General features: G+C 53.5%; 12 protein-coding genes. 4 read left to right on the forward strand and 8 right to left on the reverse strand.

The genetic code is table 11. The features are described from left to right. Positions 1-385: 385 nt before the first annotated feature. Both ACT3RT_RS03110 and yfbR read left to right on the forward strand, forming a co-directional pair. Entirely contained in the window at positions 386-1,600 is a 1,215-nt protein-coding gene (locus tag ACT3RT_RS03110; RefSeq protein WP_353502769.1) for a pyridoxal phosphate-dependent aminotransferase, read from the forward strand. A gap of 129 nt (positions 1,601-1,729) precedes the next feature. After that, complete coding sequence (gene yfbR / locus ACT3RT_RS03115) at positions 1,730-2,329, forward strand: 5'-deoxynucleotidase (protein WP_496202479.1); 600 nt, start codon at positions 1,730-1,732, stop codon at positions 2,327-2,329. A 5-nt stretch (positions 2,330-2,334) separates the two neighbouring features. Here the strand turns inward: yfbR and ACT3RT_RS03120 are convergent, their stop codons facing one another. The 4 genes from ACT3RT_RS03120 to yfbV form a co-directional block, all read right to left on the reverse strand. Continuing rightward, positions 2,335-4,167: an SLC13 family permease gene (locus ACT3RT_RS03120; RefSeq protein WP_496202480.1), complete on the reverse strand. Its 1,833-nt coding sequence runs from the start codon at positions 4,165-4,167 to the stop codon at positions 2,335-2,337. A 133-nt stretch (positions 4,168-4,300) separates the two neighbouring features. Continuing rightward, positions 4,301-4,954, reverse strand: a complete 654-nt coding sequence (locus ACT3RT_RS03125; RefSeq protein ID WP_353502772.1) for a sugar phosphatase — start codon at positions 4,952-4,954, stop codon at positions 4,301-4,303. A gap of 73 nt (positions 4,955-5,027) precedes the next feature. After that, entirely contained in the window at positions 5,028-5,522 is a 495-nt protein-coding gene (locus ACT3RT_RS03130; RefSeq protein ID WP_034791774.1) for a YfbU family protein, read from the reverse strand. A gap of 195 nt (positions 5,523-5,717) precedes the next feature. Continuing rightward, on the reverse strand, positions 5,718-6,173 hold the full coding sequence (gene yfbV, locus ACT3RT_RS03135) for a terminus macrodomain insulation protein YfbV (RefSeq protein ID WP_353502774.1): 456 nt from the start codon (positions 6,171-6,173) through the stop codon (positions 5,718-5,720). A gap of 471 nt (positions 6,174-6,644) precedes the next feature. On the opposite strand from yfbV, the gene ackA reads away from it, so the two are divergent. Continuing rightward, positions 6,645-7,847, forward strand: a complete 1,203-nt coding sequence (gene ackA / locus ACT3RT_RS03140) for an acetate kinase (protein ID WP_353502775.1) — start codon at positions 6,645-6,647, stop codon at positions 7,845-7,847. 157 nt (positions 7,848-8,004) lie between these two features. Next, positions 8,005-10,146 carry a phosphate acetyltransferase gene (gene pta, locus ACT3RT_RS03145; protein WP_353504000.1) on the forward strand — a complete coding sequence of 714 codons (2,142 nt, stop codon included), beginning with the start codon at positions 8,005-8,007 and terminating at the stop codon, positions 10,144-10,146. A gap of 64 nt (positions 10,147-10,210) precedes the next feature. Here pta and ACT3RT_RS03150 read toward each other — a convergent pair whose 3' ends face one another. The 4 genes from ACT3RT_RS03150 to ACT3RT_RS03165 all read right to left on the reverse strand — a co-directional run bounded on the left by ACT3RT_RS03150 (position 10,211) and on the right by ACT3RT_RS03165 (position 13,780). Further along, entirely contained in the window at positions 10,211-11,164 is a 954-nt protein-coding gene (locus tag ACT3RT_RS03150; RefSeq protein ID WP_496202481.1) for a transketolase family protein, read from the reverse strand. Continuing rightward, the gene (locus ACT3RT_RS03155) at positions 11,157-11,990 is read right to left on the reverse strand and encodes a transketolase (RefSeq protein WP_396132407.1); all 834 of its coding nucleotides are present in this window, start codon (positions 11,988-11,990) and stop codon (positions 11,157-11,159) included. Before ACT3RT_RS03155 ends, ACT3RT_RS03150 begins: the two co-directional genes overlap by 8 nt. A gap of 101 nt (positions 11,991-12,091) precedes the next feature. Beyond that, entirely contained in the window at positions 12,092-13,468 is a 1,377-nt protein-coding gene (locus tag ACT3RT_RS03160) for a PTS ascorbate transporter subunit IIC (RefSeq protein WP_496202482.1), read from the reverse strand. A gap of 33 nt (positions 13,469-13,501) precedes the next feature. Beyond that, positions 13,502-13,780 (reverse strand): PTS sugar transporter subunit IIB, encoded by a 279-nt coding sequence (locus tag ACT3RT_RS03165; protein ID WP_353502777.1) that lies wholly within the window; start codon positions 13,778-13,780, stop codon positions 13,502-13,504. Between the last annotated feature and the right edge of the window lie 92 nt (positions 13,781-13,872).

Genomic DNA, 13,872 nt, shown 5'->3' on the forward strand with positions numbered 1-13,872 from the left:
TAGGATATCTTTTATACACTAAAGAGACACCTAAGAACCCAACTCAGTTCAATTTTTTAAATTTCTCTTATTATCCGGTGACTTACAAAGTGATCTTTGAGCATTAATTGCTCTTTCTGAACTCCATGCATTACGCCTATGGGCAGTAAGTGCAATCCACACAGAGCATCCATCTAGAAAAAAGTGAAAATGTAGTGTTTAACTCCACGTTAAAAATACAACGCCTCTACTTACTTCACTAACCACAGGGTGAGTAATGTTTTGCACCAAAGCTGGGCACTGCCCTTCAAAAGAGGTCTGAGTGAGAGTAAATTGGCTGCTTCGCTTTGTTCCACGGCATTGGCGCCAAGGAAGAACAGGCTTTACATAAAAGGCTCACCATTACATGTCCCCGATTGAAAAATCCCGCAAACTGGACAACGTCTGCTACGACATTCGCGGCCCGGTACTCAAAGAAGCAAAACGTCTGGAAGAAGAAGGTAATAAGGTCCTCAAACTGAACATCGGCAACCCTGCCCCGTTCGGTTTTGACGCGCCTGATGAGATTCTGGTCGACGTTATCCGAAACTTACCGACCGCTCAGGGTTACTGTGACTCGAAAGGCCTTTTTTCTGCCCGTAAAGCCATCATGCAGCATTATCAGGCGCGCGAAATGCGTGATATCACCGTTGAAGATATCTATATCGGCAACGGCGTGTCTGAACTGATCGTGCAATCAATGCAGGCGCTGTTGAATACCGGCGACGAAATGCTGGTTCCGGCTCCTGATTACCCACTGTGGACCGCCGCAGTTTCGCTGTCCGGCGGTAATGCCGTTCACTATCTTTGCGACGAAGGAGCAGACTGGTTCCCGGACCTCGACGACATTCGCGCCAAAATCACCCCGCGCACTCGCGGGATTGTGATCATCAACCCGAACAACCCGACGGGCGCGGTTTATAGCAAAGAGCTGCTGCTGGAGATCGTCAAGATCGCTCGCGAGCACAACCTGATCATCTTCTCTGATGAAATCTACGACAAGATTCTGTATGACGACGCCGAGCACATTTCTATCGCTTCGCTGGCGCCGGACCTGCTGACCGTTACCTTTAACGGCCTGTCGAAAACCTACCGCGTGGCGGGTTTCCGTCAGGGCTGGATGGTGCTGAACGGGCCGAAAAAACACGCCAAAGGCTATATCGAAGGTTTGGAAATGCTGGCGTCGATGCGCCTGTGCGCCAACGTGCCGATGCAGCACGCCATTCAAACCGCGCTGGGCGGCTACCAAAGTATCAGCGAGTTTATTCAGCCGGGCGGTCGCCTGTATGAACAGCGGGACAGAGCCTGGGAGTTGATCAATCAGATCCCAGGGGTCTCCTGCGTCAAGCCGAAAGGCGCGCTGTACATGTTCCCGAAAATCGACGCCAAGCGTTTTAATATTCACGATGACCAGAAGATGGTGCTCGATCTGCTGTTACAGCAAAAAGTCCTGCTGGTTCAAGGCTCGGCGTTCAACTGGCCGTATCCTGACCACGTGCGCATCGTCACCCTGCCGCGCGTTGACGAGCTGGAAATGGCCGTCGGCAAACTCGGTCGCTTCCTCGAGACTTATCGTCAGTAAGTGAGTCTTTCAGGGCGTCGCGCCGCCGACGCCCTGCTCCTTCCCAATGATTTTTGTTGTTATCAGGGTGACACAGCCCCGTTCCATGCTCACAATAGTGTTCATTCGCCGTAGATATTTGAGAGTGTTATGAGCCAAAGCCACTTCTTTGCCCACCTGTCTCGTTTGAAATTGATTGGCCGCTGGCCGCTGATGCGCAATGTGCGTACTGAGAACGTCTCTGAGCACAGCCTGCAGGTGGCTTTCGTCGCCCACGCCCTGGCCCTGATCAAAAACCGCAAGTTTAATGGCAACCTCAATGCCGAGCGCGTCGCTCTGCTGGCGATGTACCACGACGCCAGCGAGGTGCTGACCGGCGACATGCCGACGCCTATCAAGTATTACAATCCGCAGATTGCTCACGAATACAAAAAGATTGAGAAAATAGCCCAGCAAAAGCTGATCGAGATGCTGCCGCAGGAGCTGCAAGATGATTTCCGTTCACTGATTGACGAGCACTTTTACAGTGAAGAGGAGAAGCTGACGGTGAAACAGGCCGATGCCCTGTGCGCCTATTTGAAATGTCTGGAAGAGCTGTCGGCCGGTAATAACGAATTCAAGCTGGCGAAGGCGCGTCTGGAGAAGACGCTGGCGCTGCGTAAAAGCCCGGAAATGGACTACTTTATGGAGGTCTTCATTCCGAGCTTTAGCCTGTCACTGGATGAAATCAGCCTCGACTCTCCGCTCTAATTACCTCAAAACGGAAACAGCAGCGGCACCAGAAACACGCTGATGGCCATCACCATCAGCGTAAAAGGCACGCCAATGCGGATAAAGTCACTGAAGCTGTAATTGCCCGGCACCATCACTAGCGTGTTCACTGGTGAAGAGACCGGCGTCATAAAGGCTGCCGAGGCCGCAATCGCAATGATCATGGTGAAGGGATAAGGCGACAGCCCCATCTGCTGGGCCGTAGCAATGGCAATCGGCGCCATCAGCACCGCCGTGGCGGTATTCGAAATAAACAGCCCAATGGTCGCGCAGAGCACAAACAAGCTGAGCAGCATGATGTGCGGGCCGTGACCGCCGCTGACATCCATAAGCCCTTTAACGATCAGCGCCACCCCGCCAGTTTTCTGCAAAGCCAGCGCAAAGGGCATCATCCCCACGATCAGCAACAGGCTCGGCCAGTGAATGGATTTATAAGCCCCTTCCATGGTGATACAGCGGAATTTGCCCATCAGCAGGCAGGCGACAATGGCGGCAATCACGTTCGGCACTTCATCCGTCAGCATCAGCGCCACCATCAGCGCCAAGCAGAAAAGCGCGTGCGGTGCCTGACTGACGGCGGGCGCGACGTCGTCCACTTCGGCAGGAAGATTCAACACGATAAAATGGTGAGTTTGCTGTTGAAGCTGGCGGATAAGCTTCCAGTCGCCGATAACCAGCAAGGTATCGCCCAGCTGAAGTTCTTCGTCGATAAGCTTGCCTTCGAGGGCTTCGCCGTTGCGGCGAATGCCAACCACGTTAAGCCCGTAACGCGAGCGGAAACTCACCTGCTGCAAGCTTTTGCCCAGCAGTTCGGAATCGGGAATCAGTGAAACTTCCGCCATGCCTACGTCGCGCGACTGCTCGGAGAAGTAGTCGCCGCGCAGCACCATCGGCTCGAGTTTTTCATCGGTCAGAAATTGCCTGACCGAAATTTCACTGTCCGCCATATCAATCAGCAGCACGTCTCTGGCCCGCAGCTCGGTGCTGCCGGTGGCGCTGACCATGATGCGGCGGAATTTGCGCCAGCGCTCAATCCCCACCACGTTGGCGCTGTAGCGCGAACGCAGGTGCACATCATCCAGCGTTTTACCCACCAGCGGAGAATCCGGGCGGATCGCCATGCGCCTTGCCCTGCCGGTTAAGCGATAATCGCGGATCAGGTCACGGAAAGTACGGCGCTGCCAGTCCTCTTTTTTAGTGCCGCTGTTTTCGCCAGAAAGCCAGCGGCGGGCGATAAGCATGTAGCCAACGCCCATAATCAACACCACCAGGCCAATCGGCGTCACGCCAAAAAAGCCAAAGCCGTCAAAGCCTTCGCGCAGTAACTCGCTGTTAACCACCATGTTAGGCGGCGTCGCGACCAGCGTCATCATGCCGCTGATAAGCCCGGCGAAGCTCAGCGGCATCATCAGGCGGGCGGGAGAGGTTTTCATTTTAGCGGCGACGTTTAACACCACCGGGATGAAAATCGCCACCACGCCGGTCGAGCTCATAAAGGCCCCCAGCCCGGCGACGGTGATCATCAACAGCACCAGCATGCGCGTTTCGCTGTTGCCCGCGACCTTCATCAGCCATTCGCCAACTTGATAAGCCACGCCGGTTCGCACCAGCCCGTGACCAATGACAAAGAGTGCGGCAATCAAAATAACGTTCGGATCGCTAAACCCGGCCATGGCCTCATGCAGCGTCAGAGTGCCACTCATCACGAAGGCGACAATCACGAGTAAAGCCACGACGTCCATGCGCAATTTATTGCTGGCGAACAGCACCATTGCGACAATTAAAAGAAACAACACCCATATCAGTTCACTGGTCAAAACAAGGCTCCGTTTGTGATGAAAAGTAAAAGGCTGCAAGCTGAGACACCATGCCTGAAAGCATGCCATAAAAAAACCCCGCCGAAGCGGGGTTCATATCAACGAAATCGTCGTTTTTATCAGCAATATGCTATTAACGCAGGCCAACCATCACTTTATGGCTGTCAGCTTCCACCACGATAACTTCAAGGGTGCTCAGATCCATATCGACCTCTTCGATCCCCGGCGTGTCCGACGGCGCATTGACTGCAATCACTTTGCAGCCTGCGGCCAATCCGGCCATCACGCCGGCTGCGGCGTCTTCCACTACCACGCAATCTTCTGGCGCTAAACCCAGAAGCTCGGCGCCCAGCAGGTAAGCATCAGGCTGTGGCTTGCCGTGTTTGACTTGTTCCGCCGTGACAAACACTTCTGGCTTCGGCAAATTCGCCGCCGCGTGGCGGGCATGAGCCACCGCCACGGTGCCAGAGGTCACAATCGCCCAAGGAATATTGTGGCGATTCAACTCGCTAAGCAGCAAATGCGCCCCCGGCAGCGCGGTCACGCCTTCAGTATCCGTGGCTTCAATCTGCTCGAGCTTTTGGAATTCGCGCTGGATGTTCTCTTCACTTTCGCCCGGCATAAAATGACGCAAAGAAGTGATCGCCTGCTTGCCATGAATAAACGCCAGCACCTCTTGCGGACTGATGCCGCGACTCAATGCCCAGTTAATCCAAGCGCGTTCTACCGCAGGCAGTGAATCGACTAACGTTCCATCCAGGTCGAACAAGAAACCTTTACACTCCACAATCAACTCCTTATCCCCTTTATGCGTGAAGCCGCAGCTTTATTGGCTACGGCTTCTTCATTCGGGTTGCAATTTAGGCATTAATAATCTGCGCGATCTCGACCGCGCTTAGATGATATTGGCGTGGACATGCTTGCCAGACGGCGAGCATACGCTGGTATTTTTCCCACATTTTAGTCTGTGAGTTGAACCCGTGAGTTCCTGAATCGAAGTCAGTATAGCGGCCTTCGGTGTTCACCATAAAGCGAACATAGCTCAAATAGCGGGATTCTGTTGCAGCGTCGAAGCCAAGGAAGTCCAGACGGCGGCGATCCAGACCTTGAGTGTCTTTAAGATTGGTCCATGAAACCTGCATCGCGTGGTGCATTTCCATGATGTTGATGACAGTACGGCAGGTTTCTTCCGACAGTTCTCCAAAGTCGCGATCCAGCTCGCGCATTTGCAGACCAAAGCCGCGCTCAATTACCGTTTGTAACCGGCGATAGCGATCGGCATTTTCCGGGTCCAGCATGGTCATCATTTTATATTGATTGGATAAAATCAGGCGTTGGGCGTTGGTCATTTCCATCGTGAATTTCCTCAAGTATGCATAATGAACAAAGCATGACACAGGGCAAACTAGCGTGAAATCTCAAGCTGACCATTCTTTGATTTAGACACATAAACTGAGTGGAAATGAAGTGGATTCACTATTGATGGTTACAATGGATGACAGCGCGTTAAGACAAAAAATGGGCAAAGTAAAACGGATGCCCGGCATCCGTTAAATATCATCGAGGAAGGTTTTGTCCAACTGCTTGAAGGCGCGTTTTAACACGTCGGCCAGAGACTGATAGGTCGGGGTACCTTCTACCGGCGCCAGCGCCTGCCCTGCTTCGGCCAGCTTATTACGCACATCGTGGAACCAGCTCAGCAGCGTTGGTGGCAGCGGCGTTAAAGAGCGGCGTCCTAACCACCACAGACCTTGCATCGGCAAGCTACAGGCAAAGATAGAGGTGGCCACCGCCGGGCCGAGCTGGCCGCCGAGAGCGATTTGCCAGGTTAAGGTGAAGACGGCCAAAGGCGGCATAAAGCGCACAGCAAAACGCGTCGCCGTCGAAATTCGGTTCTCGGGGAATACCGGCGCCAGACGCTTATCGGCTGGCCAGGTCTTCATATAATGTTGCCCGCGCTGGAATACCTGAAACCAACTGACTGAACCTGATGGCTTACTGGTCATGGGTGCACCTCAACTTCACATATAATAATTAAAAAATAGTTGTAAATAACAAACGGGATTTTAGCACGATTAAATATATTTTGTTTTTGCAGGCACCAGTGGGTATCCTGTCCCCGCAAATTCGGGGCGTTGCTTCATCTTGCCTCCGCTTGGTGCCTTTTGTAATTAATTATTGTCTTATTTGTTAGCGTTTTTACCGATTAAAGCCCTAATAAGTAGCATTCTGAGGGGTCTGACGCACTCATTGAGAGATGTATTGTCAGCATAAGAGGTGATTAATCACCGCCCGGTTTCGGCCGTTGGCTGAAGATTCCCCAGCTTTATCACTGTCATGCCGCTTTTCTTCGTTGGCATGATGTTAATCATAATTGTCACCGCCATTATGCGCTACGCTTGATGTCAGATTGACGATTTATTAACCACGTGTTTTGTTTTTATCTTAAACAGCACCAACAATAAATAGGTACTTCCATGTCGAGTAAGCTAGTTCTGGTTCTTAACTGTGGTAGCTCTTCCCTTAAGTTCGCCATCATTGATGCTGCGAATGGTGAAGAGTACATCTCAGGTTTAGCCGAATGTTTCCATCTGCCAGAAGCCCGCATCAAATGGAAAATGGACGGTGGTAAAGAAGAAGCCGCACTTGGCGCTGGCGCTGCGCACAGTGAAGCTCTGAAGTTCATTGTTGACAATATCCTGTCCAAAAAACCTGAACTCTCTGCTGAGCTGGTGGCTATCGGTCACCGTATCGTTCACGGCGGCGAAAAACTGACCAAATCAATGCTTATCGATGATGCAGTCATTCAGGGTATCAAAGAATCTATCCCGTTTGCACCGCTGCATAACCCAGCACACCTGATTGGTATCGCCGAAGCGTTGAAATCCTTCCCGAAACTGGCTGATAAAAACGTGGCAGTGTTCGACACGGCGTTCCACCAGACCATGCCGGAAGAGTCTTACCTCTACGCTCTGCCGTACAGCCTGTACAAAGATCACCACGTTCGTCGCTACGGCGCACACGGCACCAGCCACTTCTACGTGACGCAAGAAGCCGCGAAAATGCTGAATAAGCCAGTGGAAGAAGTGAACTTGATCACCTGCCACCTGGGCAACGGCGGTTCTGTTAGCGCGATCCGTAACGGTAAATGCGTGGATACTTCCATGGGTCTGACCCCGCTGGAAGGTCTGGTGATGGGTACCCGCAGTGGTGACATCGACCCGGCTATCATCTTCCACCTGCACGACGCACTGGGCATGAGTGTTGACCAGATCAACAAAATGCTGACTAAAGAATCCGGTCTGCTCGGCCTGACTGAAGTCACCAGCGACTGCCGCTATGTAGAAGATAACTATGCGACCAAAGCCGATGCTAAACGCGCCATGGACGTCTTCTGCCACCGTCTGGCCAAGTACATCGGTTCTTATGCAGCCCTGATGGAAGGTCGTCTGGACGCCGTGGTCTTCACCGGCGGTATCGGTGAAAACGCCGCGATGGTTCGTGAATTCGCACTCGATAAACTGGGCCTGCTGGGCTTTGAAATCGACCACGAACGTAACCTCGCAGCCCGCTTTGGCAAGTCTGGCGCTATCAACAAAGAAGGCACGCGTACCGCGCTGGTCATCCCGACCAACGAAGAGCTGGTTATCGCTCAAGATGCGGCTCGCCTGACCGCATAACATGCATCCCACTGCCAGCGCCTGCTGGCAGTTTTCTTTAATTAGGCGAGCGTAGCCAGTCTGGAAGCAGCCGCGTTAAGCAGTCATCGCACCTTCCTTACTCAAGTTCTACGTCCGTCTGGCATTCCAGAGAGGTTTAGCCGTGTCCCGTACAATTATGTTGATCCCTACAGGCACCAGCGTCGGTCTGACCAGCGTCAGCCTTGGCGTGATCCGTGCCATGGAACAAAAAGGCGTTAGCCTAAGCATCTTCAAGCCTATCGCCCAGCCGCGCACCGGCGGTGATTCGCCAGACCAAACCACCACCATTATCCGCGCCAACTCCAGCGTACCTGCTGCTGAGCCGCTGAAAATGAGCCACGTGGAAAACCTGTTGAGCTCTAACCAACAGGACGTGCTGATGGAAGAGATCATCGCCCGTTACCACGAAAACACCAAAGACGCAGAAGTCGTGCTGGTTGAAGGCTTGGTGCCAACCCGTAAACATCAGTTCGCTAACGCCCTGAACTACGAAATTGCCAAAACCCTGAATGCCGAAATCGTCTTCGTCATCGCGCTGGGCAATGACTCTCCGGCTCAGCTGAAAGAGCGCATTGAGCTGGCACGTAGCAGCTTCGGCGGCAGCAAAAACAAAAATATCACCGGCGTTATCATCAACAAACTGAACGCCCCGGTTGATGATCAAGGCCGTACGCGCCCTGACCTGTCTGAAATCTTCGACGACTCCACCAAGGCAAGTGTTGCTAACGTTGACCCAAGCCAGCTGTTCGCTAACAGCCCGCTGCCGGTGCTGGGCTGCATTCCTTGGAGCTTCGAGCTGATCGCCACTCGCGCCATCGACATGGCAAAACACCTGAATGCCCGCGTTATCAATGAAGGTGACATCCAGACTCGCCGCGTGAAATCCGTAACCTTCTGCGCGCGCAGCATTCCGCACATGCTGGAGCACTTCCGCCCGGGTTCACTGCTGGTGACCTCTGCTGATCGTCCAGACGTACTGGTTTCAGCCTGTCTGGCGGCGATGAACGGCGTGGAAATCGGCGCTATCTTGCTGACTGGCGGCTATGACATCGACGATCGCATCAACACCCTGTGCGAGCGCGCATTCAAAACTGGCCTGCCGGTCTTTATGGTGGATACCAACACGTGGCAGACTTCCCTCAGCCTGCAAAGCTTCAACCTTGAAGTGCCTGCTGATGACCACCAGCGCGTTGAGAAGCTGCAACAGTACGTGGCTTCCCACATCAACAGCGACTGGATCAACTCCCTGAGCGCCCACTCCGAGCGTTCACGCCGCCTGTCTCCTCCGGCGTTCCGCTATCAGCTGACCGAACTGGCGCGTAATGCGAAAAAACGTATCGTGCTGCCAGAAGGCGACGAGCCGCGTACCGTGAAAGCCGCGTCGCTGTGTGCTGAACGTGGTATCGCAGAATGCGTGCTGCTGGGTAATCCAGAAGAGATCCAACGCGTTGCCGCTGCTCAGGGTATCGAACTGGGCAAAGGCATCCAGATTGTTGACCCGGTTGTGGTGCGTGAAGAGTACGTGGCCCGCCTGGTTGAACTGCGTAAAAGCAAAGGCATGACCGAAGTGGTTGCCCGCGAGCAGTTGGAAGACAACGTGGTTCTCGGCACCCTGATGCTAGAAAAAGGCGAAGTTGACGGTCTGGTATCCGGCGCGGTTCACACCACGGCGAACACCATCCGCCCACCATTGCAGCTGATCAAAACGGCGCCGGGCAGCTCGCTGGTTTCTTCCGTGTTCTTCATGCTGCTGCCTGACCAAGTGCTGGTTTACGGCGACTGCGCCATCAACCCGGACCCAACGGCTGAACAGCTGTCTGAAATCGCTATCCAATCTGCGGATTCCGCCGCCGCCTTCGGTATCGAACCACGCGTGGCAATGATCTCCTACTCCACCGGTAACTCGGGTGCAGGTAGCGACGTTGAGAAAGTGCGTGAAGCGACTCGTCTGGCGCAGGAAAAACGCCCGGACCTGATCATCGACGGTCCACTGCAATATGACGCCGCAATCATGGCTGACGTGGCGAAGTCCAAAGCGCCAAACTCGCCGGTAGCGGGTAAAGCGACCGTGTTCATCTTCCCAGACCTGAACACCGGTAACACCACCTATAAAGCGGTTCAGCGTTCTGCTGATTTGGTGTCTATCGGGCCAATGCTGCAAGGTATGCGTAAGCCAGTCAACGACCTGTCTCGCGGCGCGCTGGTTGACGATATCGTCTACACCGTGGCACTGACTGCGATTCAATCTGCTCAGGCTGAAGCAGCAGCTAAAGCTTAATTTCCTGCCTGCTCAGAATGCAAAACGCCGACATTATGTCGGCGTTTTTTTTGGCTCAATTCCGTTACAGCAGCTGTTTCGCTGCTTCGAGAATGTGCTCGGCGGTCAGGCCGTACTCCTGCTGCAAGAAGTCCTGCGTGCCGACCTGTCCATAGCGCTCCTTCACGCCCACGCGGCGCATCGGCACCGGCGTATGCTCGACCAGCACTTCGGCCACCGCCGAACCCAGCCCGTTATGGATACTGTGGTTCTCACAGGTAACGATTTTGCCGGTTTTGGCGGCGTACTGCTGAATGATCTCTTTGTCGATAGGTTTCAGGGTGAACATGTCGATAACCGCCGCGCTGATGCCGTCACGAGCCAGCATCTCCGCCGCTTTTAAGGCCTCAGCTACCATAATACCGTTGGCAATCAGGGTGATATCATTACCATCGCGCAGCAGGTTGGCTTTACCGATGGTGAAGGTGGAACCCTCTTTATACACCTGAGTCGCCTGTTTGCGGATGGTGCGCACCCAGTAGAAGCCTTTCAGATCCACCAGCTGCTGTAAGATATCGCGGAACATCACGGCGTCGGTGACTTCCAACACAATCGAGTTCGCTAAGCCCCGCACAATGCCCATATCCTCGAAAGACATGTGCGTGCCGCCATTGTGGCAGGCGGTGACTCCGGCGTCAGAGGCGATCACCTTGACGTTATTCTTCTGGTAATCCAAAGACATAAACAGCTGGTCGAAGCAGCGACGGCTGGCGAAGGCGGTGAAAGTGTGCACGAAGGGCACGCGCCCGGTCAGAGACAGGCCAGCGGCGACGCCAATCACGTTGGCTTCCATGATGCCGCAGTTAATCACGTGCTGCGGATGGTCACGATGGACGCCGTCCATCGCCATGGCGCTCATCAAGTCAGCTTCGAGAGCAATAATTGGCGTGTTCTCAACGATTTTTTCCCGCACCACGTTGCCGTAGACTTTACGCATTTCAATGTTGTCGGGTTTCAGTTCCAGCGTGACTTCAAACATGGGCGGCCTCCAGTTCAGCAATGGCGTTTTCGATTTCCAGTTTCACATCCGGGGTTAATCGCAGGTGGTGCGAGTTAGCCAGTGATTCCAGATACTTCACGCCCTGTCCTTTCACGCTGTCGAGCACGATGGCCAGCGGGCGCTGCTCGCCCTGACGTACCGGCGTCAGCGCGTTTTGCAAGGCCACAATGTCATCGCCTTTGATGGTCAACACGTCGAAGCCAAAGGCGCTGAACTTACCGGCTAAATCAAACGGCTTAATCACTTCATCCAGCAAACCGTCGAGCTGCTGCTTGTTGTAGTCAATAAACACCGTCAGGTTGTTGAGGTTGTGGTGAGCAATAAACTGGAAAGCCTCCCAGCACTGGCCCTCATTCAACTCACCGTCGCCCACCACGCAGAACACGCGATTATCGCGTTTCGCCAGTTTGTGCGACAGCGCCATGCCGGTGGCAATGGACACGCCCTGTCCCAGAGATCCGGTCGTTGCATCCACGCCAACGGTGCGCAGGCGATCAGGATGGCTCGGCAACTTGGTGCCATTCTGGTTTAGCGTTTTCAAATCGTCCTGCGGGAAGTAGCCTTTCAGCGCCAGCGTGGCATACAGCGCCGGGCCAGCGTGGCCTTTCGACAGAACAAAATAATCACGCTCTTGCCAGTCTGGCTTGGTCGGGTCGATACGCATCACGTCGCTATACAGCACCGCCAGCGTTTCGACCACCGACATGCTGCCGCCGTAGTGACCAAAGCCTAATCCGGTGAGCATTTTTAGGGTCTCAATACGGATTTGACGAGCAAACTCACGAACCTCTTGGACATCTTTCATGTTTATTGGTCCTTATTTTAGTTAGCACTTGGCTCGGCCTGTTAATGACTAACAGGCCTTACCTTGTGCTTTCCCGGATGGTTAGTGGTACTTAGGAAGAATTACTTTTCGCTTACTGCTTTTTCTGCGGCTGGCTTTTTCGCCAGATAGTTGTAGGCCACCAGCGCGGCGAAGATAGCCACGATCAGCGCCATAATGGCTTCTTTCGACATAAAGCGAGCCAGGTTGCCGAGCAGGATACCAATGACGCCGAAGTCAGCATCGGAGAAGGTGGCGTTGGCGAAGCCCAGCGCACCCAGTACCGGCAGTAGCAGAACTGGCAGGAAGGTGATCAGCACGCCGTTGGCAAATGCGCCAACCATTGCGCCGCGACGCCCACCAGTGGCGTTACCGAACACGCCAGCGGTAGCACCGGTGAAGAAGTGCGGAACTACGCCCGGCAGAATTAACACCAGATTGAACTGACCCAGCAGGAACAGGCCAACCAGACCGCCGAGGAAGCTGAACAGAAAGCCAATCAGCACGGCATTTGGCGCGTAAGGGTACACCACCGGGCAGTCCAGCGCCGGGCGAGCATTTGGCACCAGCTTCTCAGAAAAGCCGACGAATGCCGGAACTATTTCCGCCAGAATCAGACGCACGCCTTGCAGGATGATGAACACGCCCGCCGCAAAGGTGATAGCCATGATGATGGAGTACACCAAGTAGTTCTGGCCCGCGCTGTAAGTCTGCTCAACGAATAGTTGGCCCGCGAACACCGCGAGGATCAGGTAGATGATGATCATGGTCAGCGAGATAGAAATCGAGCTATCGCGCAGGAAGCTGAGGTTCTTCGGCAGGTTCATCTCTTCGGTTGAGCGCGAACCTTTACCGACCTTGCTACCAATCCAGCCGGACAGCACATAACCGATAGTGCCGAAATGGCCGAATGCCACGTCGTCATTGCCGGTGATGCGACGCATATAGCGCTGCGCCAGTGCCGGGAAGAACGCCATGATAAGACCCAGCGTCAGGGAACCGGTGAACACCAGACCCACGCCTTCAAAACCAGCAACGGTGAGGATAACGCTGATCATACAGGCCATGTAGAAGGTGTGGTGACCAGTCAGGAACACGTATTTCAGGCGAGTGAAACGCGCGACGATCAAGTTAGCCACCATGCCGAACGCCATGATCAAGGCAGTAGGCGCACCGAATTTCTCCAAAGCGATAGAGACAATCGCTTCGTTATTTGGAATGATCCCCTGAATGCTGAAAGCATGTTCAAACATGCCGCCTAAAGGATTTAATGCCCCGACTAATACCGTGGCACCGCCCGCCAATACCAGAAAGCCTAATATTGTTTTTACCGTGCCTTTCACCACATCGGAAAAGTTTTTCTTTTGTGCGACCAGACCGATCAACGCAATAAGACCGACCAAAATAGAAGGCACTTTTAATATATCAACCACAAACTTGAGCGTTTCCTGGATAAACATATACACCTCTTTATTTTTAGAATAATCGTCTTATCACACAGGATATTTTTCGAAGTGGGCGACTAACTTGGTTTCCAGCTCATTAATATCCACAATGTTAGTAATGACCACTAACTGATTCTCTGGAACGCCTGCGCTGGCGGCGATATCTTTCGCCATCACGAACAGGTCCGCTGCGCCCGGTGTGGCAGAGGAGAGATCGGAGTGTTCAACGTCGGCCTGAATATTCAACTTTTTCAGCACTTTCTTGATGTTCATTTCCACCATAAAGCTGCTGCCTAAACCTGAACCACAAATCGCCATAATTTTCATGTTATTTACCTGTGTTTTAAAGTTTGTAGGGTAATTCACCAGTATTAGCCTGATGTATACCGTATTACGCATCCATGATGAACTGACGTTAT

The sequence above is a fragment of the Ewingella sp. AOP9-I1-14 genome, assembly GCF_052375995.1.
GTDB lineage: Bacteria > Pseudomonadota > Gammaproteobacteria > Enterobacterales > Enterobacteriaceae > Ewingella > Ewingella allii.